We start from the raw sequence: 16,770 nt of genomic DNA on the forward strand, positions 1-16,770 counted from the left end.
TCGCCCCGCCCGGCATGCATTCCGGCGCCCTTGTCAATTTTACCGATCTCGCTAGCTAACACCCACGCGCCTTCCGCGCCGGAGCTCATTTTCATGACCGACACCTCCGCCTACGTGCCGCCCAAAGTCTGGACCTGGGACAAGGAGAACGGCGGGCAGTTCGCCAGCATCAACCGCCCGATTGCCGGCGCGACCCACGACAAGGAATTGCCGGTCGGCCGCCATCCGCTGCAGCTCTATTCGCTGGCGACACCGAACGGGGTGAAGGTCACGGTGATGCTGGAGGAGCTGCTGGCGCTCGGCCACGAGGGCGCCGAGTATGATGCCTGGCTGATCAGGATCGGCAATGGTGACCAGTTCGGCAGCGGTTTTGTTGACATCAACCCGAACTCGAAAATCCCGGCGCTGATGGATCGCTCCGGCCCTGAGTCTATCAGGGTGTTCGAGTCCGGTTCGATCCTGTTCTACCTTGCTGAAAAGTTCGGCGCCTTCCTGCCGAAGGACATCAAGACCCGCACCGAAGCCATGTCCTGGCTGTTTTGGCAGATGGGCAGCGCGCCCTATCTCGGCGGCGGCTTCGGCCATTTCTACGCCTATGCGCCGACCAGGATCGAATACGCCATCGACCGCTTCGCGATGGAGACCAAGCGCCAGCTCGACGTGCTCGACCGGCGCCTCGCCGACAACGAGTATCTCGCGGGCAGCGAGTACACCATCGCCGATATCGCGGTCTGGCCCTGGTACGGCGCGCTCGCCAAGGGGCTGGTCTATGGCGCCGGCGAATTCCTCTCCGTGCAGGACTACAAGAATGTGCAGCGCTGGACCGACCAGATCGCTAAACGCCCCGCGGTGAAGCGTGGCCGCATGGTCAACCGCGTCTCAGGCGATCCCGCCAGCCAGCTCCACGAACGCCACGACGCGTCCGATTTCGAGACGAAGACCCAGGACAAGCTCGCGCCCGCGTCGTAGTCGCTCTTTCTTCACCTCGCCCCGCTTGCGGGGAGAGGTCGAATTCGATCGCAGATCGAATTCGGGTGAGGGGCTCTCCGCGAGTCCGACTGCCACCGTCCCGGTGAAGACTCCCCCCCTTACCCCAATGCTCTCAGCGCGAGCGAAGCTCGTCGCGGCCCCGCAGCGGGGCGAGGGAGCAGAGCGACCGTGTAGCCAGACTTGATCCTCAATCCGGCAACATCTCCCCGGACCCGCCGAGCTCCGCGGGCAGGTCGACATATTTCGGCAAGCCATCCTTCACCGACACCATCTTGCTCGCGTAGTTCGCATGCAGCGTCGGTTGGTGCGTATAGCCCTTCAGCAGATTGGCGTAGACGTCGATCAGCCGCATCCGAGGATGCTCGGTCATGACATGGCCGCCGCAGCGCTTGCAAAATTTGCGATAGGAGTGCTGGGTCTTGTTGAACGTTGCGAGCTCTGCCTCGCCCTTGGTGATGCGGACGCTGTCCGACTTCCAGAGACTGAAGGCGTTGATCGGCGCGGCCGACCAGGCCTGGCAGTCGGCACAATGGCAATGGCCGGCGAAGACCGGCTTGCCCGTGACCTCGACCTCCACGGCCCCGCAGAAGCAGCCGGCCCGGTAGCTTGCGAGCGGCTCCGGCTGTGCGTTCTCGCCCTCCGCGAGCAGATCGTTGTAGGCGGGATTCTTGCTCATGAAGTTACGGATGAAGTCGCACTCGACAGACAGCTTTCGTCCCTGCGCGCGTACCGCATCCAGCGTTGCGCGGCCGAGCTTTGAGCCGATGCCGCGGCCGCCGAGCTCGGGCGGCACCTCGGTGTGCACCAGCGTGATGGCGCCGTCGCTCTTCCGGTACGTGACGAAGGCGACCGGCCCGTCGACATTGAGCTCGAACCGGCCGCGCTCCTCGTTGTCGTGAAAGGCTTCCGGCATCGTCTCGCTCCTTCGTGTTGCCCTCTATTTGCTCTTCGCACCCTCCGCCGCCGGAAACACAGCGCGGTCGTCCGTGCGGCAGGAACAGTCGGCGAACATGCGGCCCATCGGATGATATCGGTCCATGTGCACCCGCGTCAGCTCGCTGGCGGCGTATTCCATGAATGCTCCGTGCGAGGAGATCTTCGTAGAGTGGGCGAAGCGTGCCCACCACTACTGCTTGCGAAGCCGCGATGGTGGGCACGGCGCACGACAAGCGCGCCTTTGCCCACCCTACGGCATCTGGCGGATTAGGCCATGCTCAGCTCGTGGCGTCCCACCACCATCCAGTGCACCTCGTCCGGACCGTCGGCGAAGCGGAGGTGGCGGACGTCCTGGTACATCTCGGCGAGCGGAGTCCAGTGCGAGATGCCGGTGGCGCCGTGCATCTGGATCGCCTGGTCGATGATCTTGCAGGCGCGCTCCGGCACCATGGCCTTGACCATGGAAACCCAGACGCGGGCTTCCTTGTTGCCGAGCACGTCCATGGCCTTGGCGGCCTTCAGCACCATCAGCCGCATCGCCTCGATCTCGCAGCGTGCCTGCGCGATGATCTGCATGTTGCCGCCGAGATGGGCGATCTTCTTGCCGAAGGCTTCGCGGGTGAGGCCACGCTGCACCATCAGATCGAGCGCCTTCTCGGCCTTGCCGATGGTGCGCATGCAGTGATGGATGCGGCCGGGGCCGAGGCGGAGCTGTGAGATCTCGAAGCCGCGGCCTTCGCCGAGCAGCATGTTCTCCTTGGGCACACGGACGTTGTTGAAGCGCATGTGCATGTGGCCGCGCGGGGCATGGTCCTGCCCGAACACGTACATGGGGCCGAGCACCTCGACGCCGGGCGTGTCGCGCGGCACCAGGATCTGCGACTGCTGCTTGCTCGGCGCCGCATCCGGATTGGTCTTCACCATCACGATGAGGATCTTGCAGCGGGGATCGCCAAGGCCGGAAATGTAGTACTTCTCGCCGTTGATGACCCATTCGTTGCCGACGAGCTTTGCCGTCGTCGAAATGTTCTTGGCGTCGGAGGAGGCGACGTTCGGCTCGGTCATGACATAGGCCGAGCGGATATCGCCGTTGAGCAGCGGCTTCAGCCACTTCTCCTTTTGCTCCTTGGTGCCGACGCGCTCCAGCACTTCCATGTTGCCGGTGTCTGGCGCCGAGCAGTTCATGGTCTCCGATGCCAGCGGGCTCTTGCCGAGCTCGGCTGCGATATAGGCGTAATCGAGGTTCTTCAGGCCCTGGCCGGTCTCGTCATCGGGCAGGAAGAAGTTCCAGAGGCCTTCCTTCTTGGCCTTGTTCTTGGCGACCTCGAGCACCTCGAGCTGCTTCGGCGTGAAGCTCCAGCGATCCTCTTTCTTTTCGCCGGCCTTGGCGAATTCGATCGACATCGGCTCGACGGTGTCGCGGATGAACTTCTTGACGTGATCGTAGAGCGGGCGGACCTGATCCGACATGCGGAGGTCGTTGAGCTCGTCGCCAGGATTGAGGGTGTAGTTGGTGGTGCGGGGAATGTAGGTGTGTTTTGTCATTGTTCCTCCCGTTTGCTGAGACTGTTGGGCGAGAGAATAGTCGCAGCGCGGCGAAAGCGCGAGCGCGCATTTTTCACGCGAGCCATGCCATGTGATGCAGTTTTCGCGGGGGCGTTTGAAATGTTGTTTGAATGGGCCGCCAGCTCACCGCCGTCATTCCCCGCGAAAGCGGGGAATCCAGTGCGCCGCGGCCCTTCCGTGAATCACCGACACCAGTGGAATACTGGATCGCCCGATCAAGCCGGGCGATCACAGCTGTCGTTGTGGTCAGTTCGGCATCCGATGCATGGCGCAGATCTTGTTGCCGTCGAGATCACGCAAGTAAGCGAGATAGAGCTTGCCGCCCGGGCCCTGGCGCACGCCGGGCGGGTCCTCGCAGGTCTTGCCGCCGCTGGCGATGCCGGCCGCGTGCCAGGCATCGACCTGCTCGGGCGAATTGCAGGCAAAGCCTATCGTGCCGCCGTTCGCGTGTGTTGCCGGCTCACCGTTGATCGGCTTCGACACCGAGAACACGCCGGTCTTGGTGATGTAGAAGATGCGATGGCCATCCACCCTGGCCGGCCGCACATCGAGCGTGCCGAGCAGGTTGTCGTAGAACGCTTTGGCCTTGTCTAAATCGTTGGTGCCGATCATCACGTGTGAAAACATATGCCTCCTTGGAGTTTGGAGCCCGGATAAAGCGCAGCGAAATCCGGGCCTGTTGTTTTGGTAATCCGGGATTGCGCTGCGCTCAATCCGGGCTACGTGCTCAAGAAATCAGAACGCCGTATAGCCGCCGTCGATCACGAACGTATCCGCGGTGTGATAGGACGACGCCTTGCTCATGAGATAGACGGCAATGCCGCCGAAATCGCTGGCCTCGCCGAAGCGCCGCACTGGAATGCGCGGCATCACGTTGGCGACGAATTTCTCGTTGGCCATGATGCCGGCGGTCATGTCGCTCTTGATCCAGCCGGGCAGGATCGCATTCGCGGTGACGCCATGACGCGCCAGCTCGACGCCGAGCGCGCGCACCAGCGCGTTGATGGCGGCCTTGGTCGCCGCATAATGCTCGTTGCGCGCGGTGCCGAAGATCGAGGCGAGGCTCGAGGTCGCTACCAGCCGGCCGAACGGATCGCCGGCATTGGCGCGATCGGTCATGTGCTTCGCGGCAGCCTGGAACGCGTGGAACACGCCGTCGAGATTGGTCGCGAACATCGTGCGCCATTCCTCCTCGGTGCGCTCGATGAAGGCGCGCCGGCCGCCGCCGCCGATGCCGGCATTGGCAAAGCAGCCGTCGACCCGGCCGAACGTGTCGAGCGTAGCCTTCATCGCGGCATTGACCGAGGCCGGGTCGGTGACGTCGCAGACGCGGGTATCGACCTTGCCGGGCAAGCCCGCCATGCTCGCGGCAGCACTCTTGTTCTTGTCAGCATTGCGGCCCCAGATCGAGACGTTGCAGCCCTGGCCGGCAAGCGCCTGCGCGATGCCGAGCCCGATGCCGCCATTGCCGCCGGTAATCACGGCCACGCGGCCGGTCAGGTCGAAAATGTTCATGGAGCGTTTCCTGTTTTTGGCACAGAACTGCGCCAGCCTGTGCGCGCAAGATTGTGCGATACGACGACAAGGTATGTTCGGAGCACCATGGACAAGGCCGCGACAAAAATCAAATATGCGCCCCGGCAAAAAGTAATTCCGGCCTGCGAAACATCACAGGCGACAACTAACGAGGAAACCATGCAGTTCAAACACGTCACGCTCGATTTCGATGGTTCGGTCGCCATCCTCAGGCTCGACCATCAGGAGGTGATGAACGCGGTCTCCGTGGACATGCTGGGCGGCCTCTCCGACGCGCTCGACGCGATCGAAGAGAAGAAGGACGAGGTGCGCTGCGTCGTGCTGACCGGCGCGGGGCGGGCGTTCTGCACCGGCGCGAATCTCCAGGGCCGCAACAACCAGTCGAAGAAGACCAAGGCTGGTGTGACGCTCGAGACCGGGTTTCACCCGTTCCTGCGCCGCATCCGCAATCTGCATTGCCCGATCGTCACCGCGGTCAACGGTCCGGCTGCCGGCGCCGGCATGAGCTTCGCGCTCCTCGGCGACATGATCCTGTGCGCGCGCTCGTCCTACTTCCTGCAGGCCTTCCGCCGTATCGGTCTCGTGCCGGATTGCGGCTCGACCTGGCTGCTGCCGCGCCTGATCGGCAAGGCGCGTTCGGTTGAATTGTCGCTGATGGGTGAGCGCCTGCCGGCCGAGAAGGCGCTGGAATGGGGCCTCATCAACCGCGTCTATGACGACGGCGTGCTGATGGAGGAGGCAATGAAGCTCGCGCGCGAGCTTGCAAGCGGCCCGACGGTTGCGCTGTCGTTGATCCGCAAGCTTTATTGGGACAGCCCGGAAAATTCCTTCGAGGATCAGCTCAATCTCGAATTCCAGTGCCAGCTCCGCGCCGGCGACACGCAGGACTTCCGTGAGGGCGTTGGCGCGTTCCTGGAGAAGCGCCCGGCGCAGTTCAAAGGCAAATGATCGAGGCGGAGCTTTCGCGCAGCGTTGCGCGCTGGTGCAAGGGGGCGACCGGCGTCACCGGGGCGGCAAAGCTGTCCGGCGGCGCCAGTCAGGAGACCTGGCGCTTCGACATCGTTCATCCCGATGGACCGATCGGCGCGATCCTGCGCCGCTCGCCGAAAGGCTATGGCGCAGCCCCGACGCGTGCGGCGGGTCTCGCCGCTGAAGCGCAACTCATGCAACTCGCCTTCGAGGCCGGCGTGCCATCGCCGCGGGTGATGCATGTGTTGACGGCTGAGGAGAATCTCGGCACCGGCTTCATCATGCAGCGGGTCGAGGGCGAGACTATCGCCCGCAAGATCCTGCGGGACGACGAGTTCGCGGCGGCGCGGCCGCATCTGGCGCGGCAGATCGGCGGCGTGCTTGCCGGCCTGCACAGGCTGCCGCTGGATAAGCTGCCCGAGTTGCGCCGCATGACCGCGGCCAAGGAGATCGGCGAATTCGAGCGCGACTATCGCAGCCTGAACTGGCCAAAGCCTGTGTTCGAGCTGGCGCTGCGCTGGCTGCGCGATCACGATCCCGGACCGTCGGCCGAGGAGACGCTGGTGCATGGAGATTTCCGCAACGGCAATCTCATCATCGGCGCCGACGGCGTCCGCGCCGTGCTCGACTGGGAGCTCGCCCATCTCGGCGATCCCATGGAGGACCTCGGCTGGGTCTGCGTCAACTCCTGGCGCTTCGGCGAAATCGACAAGCCCGTTGGCGGTTTCGGTTCGCGCGAGGAGCTGTTCGCGGGCTATGAGGCCGCCGGCCGCAAGGTCGATCCGGCGCGCGTCAAATTCTGGGAAGTGATGGGCACGCTGCGCTGGGGGATCATGTGCGGCGGCATGATGCAGCGGTTTCGCGAGGGGCCGGACCATTCGATGGAGCGCGCGATGATCGGCCGCCGCGCCTCCGAGACGGAGATTGATCTCTTGCGGCTGCTGGCGCCGCGCGGGAGTTGACCATGCAGGACGAACCGACACCGATCGAGCTGACCAAGGCGGTCGCCGATTTCCTTCGCAACGACATCACGCCGCTGATCTCCGGCCACCAGGCTTTCAAGCTGCGTGTGGCCGTCAACATCCTCGACCTCGTCACGCGACAGCTGACGCAGGAGGAGGGGAGCGATGCGAAGGAGGTCGAGCGCCTGCGTGCGCTGCTCGGCATGGACGGTTCAGTCACCGAGCTCAACCGCGCGCTCGCCGACCGCATCGCGAAAGGCGAGGTCGACCTGGCAACACCGGGCCTCGCCGAGCACCTCTGGCAGACCACGATGGACAAGCTCGCCGTCGATCAGCCGAACTATGCGTCCTACAAGCGGGAGCTGTCGCGAAATCCGTAGGATGGGTAGAGCGAAGCGAAACTCATCCTACGCAGCGCTCCCCCCCCAGCCGTCATTCCGGGGCGTCGCGCAGCGACGAGCCCGGAATCCATCCGTCCGCATATTCTGCCGCCTGATGGTTTCCGGGCCCGCGCCTGTCGGCGCGTCCCGGAATGACGGCGGAGAGAAGCGCCTACTTCCCCAGCCACTTCGGCGGGCGCTTCTCCGAAAACGCCTTCGGGCCCTCGATATAGTCCTGCGAGGCCACCATCGCCTTCACCGCTGGATACTCACGCTGCTCCTCGATCGCCTGCTCCAGCGAGACGGCCAGTCCCTTCTGGATGGTCTGCTTCGAGGCCCGGATCGACATCGGCGAGTTCTTGGTGATCATCTCGGCCCAGCGTAGCGCGCCCGACAGCGCCTCGCCCTGCGGCACCACCTCGTTGACGAAGCCGAGCTCATGTCCTTCCTTGGCGCTGACATGGCGCGCGGTGAGGATCATGCCCATGGCGCGCTTGAGGCCGATCTGGCGCGGCAGCCGGTGCAGACCGCCGGCGAGTGCGGCTAGTCCAACGCGCGGCTCGGGCAGGGCGAAGGTCGCGTTCTCCGACGCAATGATCAGGTCGCAGGCCAGCGCGATCTCGAAGCCGCCGCCCATGGCGACGCCATTGACCGCGGCGATGATCGGCTTGTCGCAGTCGAAGCGCGAAGTGAGGCCGGCGAAGCCGCCCTTGTCCCAGCCGCGCTTGCCGCCCGCCGCCTGCCACTTCAGATCGTTGCCGGCGCAGAACGCCTTGTCGCCCGCGCCGGTGACGATGGCGACCCACTGTTCCGGATCGGCGGAAAAGTCGTCAAACACCTTGTTGAGCTCGAAATGCGCGTCGGTATGAAGCGCGTTGTAGACCTCAGGGCGCGACAGTGTGACGATCGTGATCTGTCCCTTGCGTTCCACCTTTGAGAATTTCAGCTCCATCGCTCGCTCCGCATTTTCTCGTGAGGGAATATTGGCGTCATACTACCGTGCGTCAGCGCTGCAACACCATCGAATTGCGCAATGCGCCTTGCGCCTCTCACACGCCTCGCCCTTGCTTGACTTCAGCTGCTTGACTTGCGCGCACTCTTCTCACCTTAATCGTGCAAAGCAAAAACGCGCGTAGCGCCTTAACGCAAAACGAAAAATCAACCCGGGAGAGAACCGTGGATTTCTCATTGCCTGCCGATCTCGTCGCCTATCTCGGAGAGCTCGACCGTTTCATCGAACGCGAGATCAAGCCGCTCGAACAGGCCGACGACAACATCCGGTTCTTCGACCATCGCCGCGAATGGGCGCGCACCGATTTCGAGAACGGCGGCCTGCCGCGCCATGAATGGGAAACGCTGCTGCGCAAAGCCAAGGATGTGGCTGACGCAGCCGGCCATCTGCGCTTCGCGGTGCCGAAGCAATATGGCGGCAAGTCGGGCTCCAATTTGTGGATGGCGGTGATCCGCGAGCATTTTGCCACCAAGGGGCTCGGGCTGCACAATGACCTGCAGAACGAGCACTCCATCGTCGGCAATTTCCCGGTCGTCACCATGCTCGACCGCTACGGCCGCGACGACCAAAAGGCGATGATCGACGGCTCTATCAAGGGCAAGTACCGAATCACGTTTGGCCTCACCGAGCCGCATCATGGCTCGGACGCCACCCACATGGAGACACGCGCGGTGCCCGCGACCCGCGACAACGTCAAGGGCTGGATCATCAACGGCGAAAAGATGTGGACGACGGGCATGCACGTCGCCACGCATTGCGCCCTGTTCGCGCGCACGTCAGGCAATGACGGCGATGCTCGCGGCATCACCTGCTTTCTGGTGCCGGCCAAGAGCCAGGGCGTGAAGGTCGAGGAATACATGTGGACCTTCAACATGCCGACCGACCATCCGCGCGTCAGCTTCACCGACGTGTTCGTGCCGGAGGACGCCCAGTTCGGCGAGGTCGGCCGCGGCCTGTCGCTGGCGCAATGCTTCGTGCACCAGAACCGCATCCGCCAAGCCGCAAGCTCGCTGGGCGCGGCCGTCTACTGCATCAATGAGAGCGTCAAATACGCGCGTGAGCGGAAGCCGTTCGGCAAGGCGCTCGCCGAGAATCAGGCGATCCAGTTCCCGCTGGTCGAGCTCGCCACGCAAGCCGAGATGCTGCGCCTGTTGATCCGCAAGACCGCCTGGGAGATGGATCAGCTCAACGAGGAGCAGATCGAGCGCACGCTCTCCGACCGCGTGTCCATGTGCAACTACTGGGCAAACCGTCTCTGCTGCGAATCCGCCGACCGCGCCATGCAGGTCCATGGCGGCATGGGCTACTCACGCCACAAGCCGTTCGAGCACATCTACCGCCACCACCGCCGCTATCGCATCACCGAGGGCAGCGAAGAGATCCAGATGCGCAAGGTGGCCGGGTTCCTGTTCGGCTATATGGGGCCGGGGAAGCACTAGCCGTTATTGTGCGTTATCTCTCCCCAACGTCGTCCCCGCCTAGTGCGCAATTGCGCGCGGGAGCGGGGACCCGTAACCCCAGGGAGTAGTTTGAGGCAAGTTGGTACTTGCCAGCCTTCGCCAAACCAAATCCTGTGGTTATGGGTCCCGGGCTCGCGCTGCGCGCGCCCCGGGACGACGATGTGGATAGAGCGGAGTTAATTCACCCGCCGATCCTTCCCCGCCCAATACGGCTCGCGCAACTGCCGCCGCAGGATCTTGCCTGAGGGATTGCGCGGCAGCGCGGGGATGAACTCCACGCTCTTGGGCGTCTTGTAGCCGGCGATGCGTTCGCGGGTGAAGTTGATGATGTCGGTGGCGGTCGCCTCCTTGCCGGGTTTCATCACCACGACAGCCTTCACCGCTTCGCCCCATTTCTCATCGGGCACGCCGATGACGGCAGCCTCCGCGATGTCAGGATGATCGCACAGCGCGCTCTCGACTTCGGCCGGATAGATGTTCTCGCCGCCGGAGATGATCATGTCCTTGATGCGGTCGTGGATGTAGAGGTAGCCGTCCTCGTCCATATAGCCGGCGTCACCGGTGCGCAGCCAGCCGTCGCTGCGCAGCGTCGAAGCGGTGGCCTCAGGCAAATTCCAATAGCCGGCCATGTTGGAGCCTGAGCGTGTCGCGATCTCGCCGACCTGACGCGGCGGCAGCGGCTTGCCGTCAACGTCCAGGATTGCGATCTCGACGCCCGGCAGCGCCTTGCCGGCCGAGCGCATCCGCTCCAGACCTTCGATATGATCTTCAGGCGGCAGCGCGACGATGGTACCGGTCGTCTCGGTCATGCCGTACATCTGCACGAAGCCGCATTTGAAGACCTCGATACATTCCTTCAGCAGCGCCGCCGGAATTGGCGAGGCGCCGTAGAGCATGTATTTCAATCGCGAGAAATCGACCGTCCTGGCGCGCGGCTGCCGTACCACGAACTGCATCGCCGCCGGTACCATGAACAGTTTCGTGATGCCCGACTGCTCGAAGAAGTCGAGCACCTTGGTCGGATCGAACTCGCGCGCGATGACGCCGCGGGCGCCGTGATAGAGCCCCATCACGCCCCAACCGGAGCCGCCGATGTGGAAGATCGGCATCGCCACCAGCGACACATCGTTGGTCGACCACTGGTTCCATTCCGGCTTGTCCTCGGCATTGCCGGTCTGAACGAGGTTCAGGAAGTTCGCATGCGACAGCATTGCGCCCTTTGGCTTGCCTGTCGTTCCTGACGTATAGAGCTGGATCGCGATGTCCTTGGTGTCGATCGGCACCTTCGGATCATCGCCGCTCTGCGCATCGCGCCACGCCGTAAAATCCTGCCATTCCGGTGCGCCGCCCTCGCTGGTGATGATGGTGCGCACGCCCGGAAGCTGGTCCTTTATCTGGCGGACCTGCGTGATGAACTCCGGTCCCACGAACAGCACCGGCGCCTTGCAATCGGCGACGATGAAGGCGACCTCGGGGCCCGCGAGCCGCCAGTTCACTGGCGCCATCACCACGCCGGCCTTCATCGCGCCCATGAGCAGTTCGAAATAGAGATCGCTGTTCTTGCCGAGATAGGCGATGCGGTCGCCCTTCTTCACGCCCATCGCGAGGAGCGCGTTCGCGACCTTGTTGGTTTTGACGTCGAATTCGGCAAAGCTGGTGACGCGGCCCTCGAATTCGTAGGCGGTGGCGCTGCCGCGGCTCTTTGCGCGCTCGCGCACCATGTCGGCGAGATTCGCCAATGGCTGTGTGGTGGACATGTCTCTCCCGTGGCGTTTTGTTTTTATGCCGCGGAGTGTGGCGTCATCCGCGGCTAAAAACAATACGGGAGAGGGCGGAGCGCGGTCTTGTGTCTTGAGCGCGCTGCAGTGCCATAAGCTCGTTCACGCCCGTCTTCAGCGCGCTACGCCGCAAGGGCTGCGCGCTGAGCCTCGTCCGGGGCGCGAGATTAGCCCCGCGCGGCCCGGTCCTTCTCGTTCTGCGCCATGATGCTCTCGCGCGCGGTCTTCCAGTCGGCGTCGCTCCAGTCGCGGAGCTGGTAGAAATTGCCGCCCATGGCAAGCGCCTGGGCGCCGTCCATGGCGATGGTCTCGCCGGTGATCCAGTCGCAGCCGCCGGAGATCAGGAACACGGCGAGGTTCTGCAATTCCTCCATGGTGCCGACGCGGCCCATCGGATTCATCGCCTTGGTGCGTGCGCCGGCCTCATCACCGGGCTTGATGCGCTTGCTCATGCCCTCGGTCGGGATCTCGCCCGGCGCGATCGTGTTGAGGCGGATGCCGTACTTGCCCCATTCGGTGGCGAGCGACATCGTCATGGCGTGGATCGCCGACTTGCTCATCGCCGACGGCACCACGTAGGGCGAGCCGTTGCGCACCCAGGTCACGGTGATCGAGACGACGTTGCCGGGCTGGCGTGCGGCGATCCAGCGCTTGCCGACCGCGTGCGTCACGTAGAACGTGCCGTGCATGACGATGTTGGCGACGGCATCGAAGCCGCGCGGCGAGAGCTCTTCGGTGCGCGAGATGAAATTGCCGGCGGCGTTGTTGATGAGGTCGGTGAGGGGCGCGTCGCGGAAGATGTTCTCGACCATCTCCTCGACCGCGAGCGAGTTACGGATGTCGACGCCGTGGCTGGTAACGCGGCCGCCATACAGATCCATCAGCTCGGTCGCGGTCTCGTCGCACACGATCTTGCGCCGGCCGCAGATGTGCACTTCGGCGCCGAGTTGAAGGAAGCGCGCCGCCATCGACTTGCCGAGCCCGGTTCCGCCGCCGGTCACGAGAATGCGCCGTCCGGCCAGAAGATTTTCCTTGAACATCGCTGTTTCCTCCGTACGGATTGTCAGTTAATTGGTCGATTGACTAAATCCGGCCGCCGGCTTCCTGTAAAGCGGCACTGAACAAGAACACGGGAGAATTCGTCCATGGAAGAGCGCGTCTCGATCTCGATCTCCGAAGGCGTCGCCGACGTGCGCCTGGTGCGCGCCGACAAGATGAACGCGCTGGATCAGGCCATGTTCGAGGCCCTTGTGGCCGCAACCGACCGGCTTTCGAAGGAACAAGGCGTGCGCGTCGTCGTCTTGTCCGGCGAGGGCCGGGCCTTCTGCGCCGGTCTCGACATGGGACGCTTTGCCGCCATGAAGGAGAAGGGCGGCAACGGAATTCCGGGCGGCGAAAATCGTGATCTCACGGTGCGCACCCACGGCAAGGCGAACTTCCCGCAGCAGGCGGTCTGGGGTTGGCGCCAGCTTCCGGTTCCCGTGATCGCGGCCGTGCACGGCGTTGCCTTCGGTGGCGGCTTCCAGCTCTCGCTCGGTGCCGACATGCGCTTCCTCTCACCCGATGCGCGCATGTCGGTGATGGAAATCAAATGGGGTCTTGTGCCTGACATGGCGGGCACGCCGATCCTGGCTTCGCTCGTGCGCGACGACATCCTGCGCGATCTCACCTATACGGGCCGCATCTTCTCCGCGCAGGAGGCGATGACTTACGGCCTCGCCACGCGGATCTGCGACGACCCGCGCGCAGCGGCCCTCGAAGTCGCGCGCGAGATCGCCGGCAAGAGCCCCGATGCGATCCGCGCCGCAAAACGCCTGCTCAACAATCTCTCGGTCGATCCGGGCCCCGCGCTGCTCGCCGAATCCGTCGAGCAGCAGAAGTTGATCGGCAGCCCGAACCAGACCGAGGCGGTGCGCTCCAATCTGGAGAAGCGCGCGCCGAAGTATGCGGATTAGCCTTCCGTCATTCCGGGGCGATGCGAAGCATCGAGCCCGGAATCCATAACCACGATCGTGAGTATGGATTCTCAGATGCGCAATTGCGCATCATAGCCTGCGCCTTCGGCGCATCCCGGAATGACGAGTGTGGTTGTGGCTACAGTTCTTAACCCGACGAAAGATCGGAAAACAACAAATGAGCGAAACGTCCCAATTCCTCGGTATCGTCTCCGGCGACCGCCGCCGCGCCCATGCTGAGGTTGCCAATCGCGTCGACCGCATCGCAAGTGGTCTAGCCAAAATCGGCGTCAAGCAAGGCGATTGCGTCTGCATGCTGATGCGCAACGACATTGCCTTCCTGGAGGCTGCCTACGCTGCGATGCGGCTGGGCGCCTATGGTGTGCCGATCAACTGGCACTTCAAGCCGGAGGAGATCAATTACATCCTTGGGGACACCGGCACGTCCGTGTTGATCGGACATGCTGACATGCTGCACGCCTTGCGCGATGCGATCCCGAAAGGCGTCACCGTGCTCAGCGTGCCGACGCCCCCTGAGATTCTGTCCAACTACAAGATCGATCCGGATCACCTAGAGACGCCTGATTTCGCGATCGATTTCGAGACATGGCTCGCACAATTCCAGCCCTATGACGGCCCGGTCGTGCCGCAACCCATGAACATGATCTACACATCAGGCACGACCGGCCATCCCAAGGGCGTGCGCCGCAATGCGCCGACGCTGGATCAGCAGGCCGCCGGCGAGCGCATGCGCGCGATGATCTACGGGCTGAAGCCCGGAGCCCGTGCGCTGCTGCCGGGGCCGCTCTATCATTCCGCGCCGAACTCGTTCGGTATCCGGTCGGGCAAGCTCGGTGGCGCGCTGGTGCTGATGCCGCGCTTCGAAGCCGAAGAATTTCTCGAATTGATCGAGCGCTTTGGGATCGACACCATCTTCATGGTGCCGACCATGTTCATCCGCTTGATGAAGCTGCCGCGGGCGGTCCGCAAGAAGTACGACGTCTCCTCATTGCGCCACATCATTCACGCCGCAGCGCCATGCCCGGCGGACGTCAAGCGCGCCATGATCGAGTGGTGGGGACCGGTGATCTACGAATTCTACGGCTCGACCGAATCCAGCGCCGTCACGTTTGCGACCTCGGAGGACGCGCTGAAGAAGCCCGGGACCGTCGGCAAGATCTCGCCCGGCGCTGAATTGCGGTTCATCGGCGATGACGGTCGTGTGCTGGGCGTAGGCGAGATCGGCGAGATCTACTCCCGCATGGCCGAGATGGCGGATTTCACCTATCACAACAAGCCGGAAAAGCGCGCCGAGATCGACCGCGACGGATTCATCACCTCCGGCGACGTCGGCTACATCGACGAGGACGGCTACGTCTTCATCTGCGACCGCAAGCGCGACATGGTGATCTCGGGCGGCGTCAACATCTATCCCGCCGAGATCGAATCCGTGCTGCACGCCGTGCCCGGCGTGCATGATTGCGCGGTGTTCGGCATCCCGGATGCCGAGTTCGGCGAGGCGCTGATGGCGGTGGTCGAGCCGCAGGCGGGCATCACACTCGATGCCGCCGATGTCCGCGCGCGGCTGAAGACGTCGCTCGCGGATTACAAGGTGCCCAAGCACATCGAGATCCGCACCGGGCTGCCGCGCGAAGACTCCGGCAAGATCTTCAAGCGCCGCCTGCGCGATCCCTATTGGGAGCAGGCCGGCCGCAAAATCTGAGGATGCGTAGCCCGGGTGAGCGAAGCGATACCCGGGATAGTTACCAGTAAGGTCCCGGATGTCGCTTCGGTCACCCGGGCTACAAGAAACGATAAGGGGCTCTGATGAGTGACGCTGCAGGTGCGGACAAGACGAAGGAAGTTCTCTATGAGGTCGCTGACCACATCGCGACCATCACGCTGAATGCGCCGGAGCGCATGAACACGATCTCCGGCCCGATGCTGAACGATCTGGCGCGGCTCCTGACCGAGGCCAATGAGGATCGAAACGTTCGCGTCGTGATCCTCACCGGTAAGGGGCGGGCGTTCTGCGCCGGCCTCGACCTGCGCAAGGAGCGCGACGGGAACGGCCTGAGCGCCGCGTCCTCGCCGACCACGATCAACCTCCGCAACACGCCGCCGACGGTCTTGCAGGCGATGGACAAGCCGACCATTTGCGCCGTCAATGGCGGCGCGGCTGGTTACGGCATGGACACCGCGCTCGGCTGCGACATCCGCATCATGGCGGAATCGTCAAAACTTGCAGCCGCCTTCGTCAAGCGCGGCGTGGTGCCGGAGTCCGGCGGCACCTGGCTGTTGCCGCGCATGCTCGGCTGGGCCAAAGCCTCCGAGCTGATTTTCATCGGCCGCACGCTTAGCGCCCGCGAATGCCTCGAATGGGGGCTCGCCAACGAGGTCGTCCCGGACGGCGATCTGATGGGTCGTGTCCGGGCTATCGCCCTCGAAATCGCGGCCAACGCGCCGCTGGCAGTCCAGGCCTCCAAGCGCATGATGCGGATGGGCCTCAACGAAAACTTCTCCGACCACGTCCACCACGTCTATCTTCAGCTCCTGCCGCTGTTCAAAACCCAGGACATGGCTGAGGGGATGAAGGCGTTCATGGAGAAGCGCGAGCCGAAATTCGAGGGGCGTTGAGCCGAACCAGGGTCGTGCGTCCCGGAGCTGTCTTCGCAGCGACAGCTTTCGAGCTTATACAAGCGGGGTCATTCACGACGGATAATCCCATGGCCCCGGTCTCCATCCTGCTCAATCTGCTCTGGATTTTCATCGGCGGCGCCTGGATGGCGTTTGGCTGGCTGGTCGCTGCGATCATTATGGCCATCACCATCATCGGCCTGCCCTGGGCGAGGGCGGCGTTCAACATCGCCGTCTACACGCTGCTGCCGTTCGGCTCGAAGGCGGTGCGGCGTGACGAGGTCACCGGTGCGAGCGATATCGGCACCGGCTCGCTTGGGGTGCTCGGCAATATCATCTGGTTTGTGCTTGCCGGCTGGTGGCTGGCGCTCGGCCACGTCCTGACCGCGCTGGTTCTCGCGATCACGATCATCGGCATCCCCTTTGCCTGGGCCCATCTGAAACTCGCGGGCATCGCGCTCTGGCCGATCGGAAAGGTGATCGTGCCGGCCTAGTGTCCTGAGTCACAAGTTCGCAATCATAGATTCGCAGTAGATTCGCGTCGCTGTGCCAAGGATGGAGGCAAACAGCGACGGAGTCTCCAATGCCG

At 63.7% G+C, this 16,770-nt stretch carries 17 protein-coding genes and 1 pseudogene; 9 read left to right on the forward strand and 9 right to left on the reverse strand.

The features are described from left to right. Positions 1 to 93: 93 nt before the first annotated feature. Positions 94 to 969: a glutathione-dependent disulfide-bond oxidoreductase gene (gene yghU / locus AC629_RS02295; RefSeq protein WP_084803154.1), complete on the forward strand. Its 876-nt coding sequence runs from the start codon at positions 94 to 96 to the stop codon at positions 967 to 969. 208 nt (positions 970 to 1,177) lie between these two features. Here the strand turns inward: yghU and AC629_RS02300 are convergent, their stop codons facing one another. From AC629_RS02300 to AC629_RS02315, 6 genes and pseudogenes are all read right to left on the reverse strand, one after another. Continuing rightward, a complete protein-coding gene (locus AC629_RS02300; protein WP_245331677.1) occupies positions 1,178 to 1,639 on the reverse strand; it encodes a GFA family protein in 462 nt (153 codons plus the stop codon). 9 nt (positions 1,640 to 1,648) lie between these two features. Further along, positions 1,649 to 1,903: pseudogene (locus AC629_RS48200) on the reverse strand (GNAT family N-acetyltransferase); the annotation flags it as partial. A gap of 24 nt (positions 1,904 to 1,927) precedes the next feature. Next, positions 1,928 to 2,065, reverse strand: a complete 138-nt coding sequence (locus AC629_RS44785; protein WP_349531022.1) for a hypothetical protein — start codon at positions 2,063 to 2,065, stop codon at positions 1,928 to 1,930. 128 nt (positions 2,066 to 2,193) lie between these two features. Next, positions 2,194 to 3,471, reverse strand: coding sequence for an acyl-CoA dehydrogenase family protein (locus tag AC629_RS02305; protein ID WP_084803156.1), 1,278 nt, complete (start codon positions 3,469 to 3,471; stop codon positions 2,194 to 2,196). 267 nt (positions 3,472 to 3,738) lie between these two features. Beyond that, entirely contained in the window at positions 3,739 to 4,119 is a 381-nt protein-coding gene (locus AC629_RS02310; protein WP_084803157.1) for a VOC family protein, read from the reverse strand. A gap of 108 nt (positions 4,120 to 4,227) precedes the next feature. Further along, positions 4,228 to 5,007, reverse strand: coding sequence for an SDR family NAD(P)-dependent oxidoreductase (locus AC629_RS02315; RefSeq protein ID WP_084803158.1), 780 nt, complete (start codon positions 5,005 to 5,007; stop codon positions 4,228 to 4,230). Between the two features lie 180 nt (positions 5,008 to 5,187). Between AC629_RS02315 and AC629_RS02320 the strand changes: the two genes are divergently transcribed. From AC629_RS02320 to AC629_RS02330, 3 genes are read left to right on the forward strand one after another with little or no spacing between them, the layout of a single operon-like run. Beyond that, entirely contained in the window at positions 5,188 to 5,976 is a 789-nt protein-coding gene (locus AC629_RS02320) for an enoyl-CoA hydratase/isomerase (RefSeq protein ID WP_084803174.1), read from the forward strand. Next, positions 5,973 to 6,959, forward strand: a complete 987-nt coding sequence (locus AC629_RS02325; protein ID WP_084803159.1) for a phosphotransferase family protein — start codon at positions 5,973 to 5,975, stop codon at positions 6,957 to 6,959. The genes AC629_RS02320 and AC629_RS02325 overlap by 4 nt, the downstream gene beginning before the upstream one ends. A gap of 2 nt (positions 6,960 to 6,961) precedes the next feature. After that, positions 6,962 to 7,339 (forward strand): DUF6285 domain-containing protein, encoded by a 378-nt coding sequence (locus tag AC629_RS02330; protein ID WP_084803175.1) that lies wholly within the window; start codon positions 6,962 to 6,964, stop codon positions 7,337 to 7,339. Positions 7,340 to 7,511: 172 nt separating this feature from the next. Here the strand turns inward: AC629_RS02330 and AC629_RS02335 are convergent, their stop codons facing one another. Next, positions 7,512 to 8,291: an enoyl-CoA hydratase-related protein gene (locus tag AC629_RS02335; protein WP_084803160.1), complete on the reverse strand. Its 780-nt coding sequence runs from the start codon at positions 8,289 to 8,291 to the stop codon at positions 7,512 to 7,514. 224 nt (positions 8,292 to 8,515) lie between these two features. Between AC629_RS02335 and AC629_RS02340 the strand changes: the two genes are divergently transcribed. Next, positions 8,516 to 9,790, forward strand: a complete 1,275-nt coding sequence (locus tag AC629_RS02340) for an acyl-CoA dehydrogenase family protein (protein WP_084803161.1) — start codon at positions 8,516 to 8,518, stop codon at positions 9,788 to 9,790. A 197-nt stretch (positions 9,791 to 9,987) separates the two neighbouring features. Here the strand turns inward: AC629_RS02340 and AC629_RS02345 are convergent, their stop codons facing one another. Both AC629_RS02345 and AC629_RS02350 read right to left on the reverse strand, forming a co-directional pair. Beyond that, positions 9,988 to 11,568, reverse strand: coding sequence for a fatty acid--CoA ligase (locus AC629_RS02345; RefSeq protein WP_084803162.1), 1,581 nt, complete (start codon positions 11,566 to 11,568; stop codon positions 9,988 to 9,990). A 188-nt stretch (positions 11,569 to 11,756) separates the two neighbouring features. After that, positions 11,757 to 12,629, reverse strand: a complete 873-nt coding sequence (locus AC629_RS02350) for an SDR family oxidoreductase (protein WP_084803163.1) — start codon at positions 12,627 to 12,629, stop codon at positions 11,757 to 11,759. A gap of 105 nt (positions 12,630 to 12,734) precedes the next feature. Here AC629_RS02350 and AC629_RS02355 point away from each other — a divergent pair, with 105 nt between their 5' ends. From AC629_RS02355 to AC629_RS02370, 4 genes are all read left to right on the forward strand, one after another. Then, the gene (locus tag AC629_RS02355; RefSeq protein WP_084803164.1) at positions 12,735 to 13,544 is read left to right on the forward strand and encodes a crotonase/enoyl-CoA hydratase family protein; all 810 of its coding nucleotides are present in this window, start codon (positions 12,735 to 12,737) and stop codon (positions 13,542 to 13,544) included. A 178-nt stretch (positions 13,545 to 13,722) separates the two neighbouring features. Then, a complete protein-coding gene (locus tag AC629_RS02360) occupies positions 13,723 to 15,267 on the forward strand; it encodes an acyl-CoA synthetase (RefSeq protein WP_084803165.1) in 1,545 nt (514 codons plus the stop codon). Positions 15,268 to 15,371: 104 nt separating this feature from the next. Then, positions 15,372 to 16,181, forward strand: coding sequence for an enoyl-CoA hydratase/isomerase family protein (locus AC629_RS02365; protein ID WP_084803166.1), 810 nt, complete (start codon positions 15,372 to 15,374; stop codon positions 16,179 to 16,181). 89 nt (positions 16,182 to 16,270) lie between these two features. Further along, on the forward strand, positions 16,271 to 16,675 hold the full coding sequence (locus tag AC629_RS02370) for a YccF domain-containing protein (protein WP_084803167.1): 405 nt from the start codon (positions 16,271 to 16,273) through the stop codon (positions 16,673 to 16,675). Positions 16,676 to 16,770: the final 95 nt, after the last annotated feature.

Origin of the sequence: Bradyrhizobium sp. NAS80.1, from assembly GCF_001908205.1 — a bacterium.
Classification (GTDB): Bacteria; Pseudomonadota; Alphaproteobacteria; order Rhizobiales; family Xanthobacteraceae; genus Bradyrhizobium.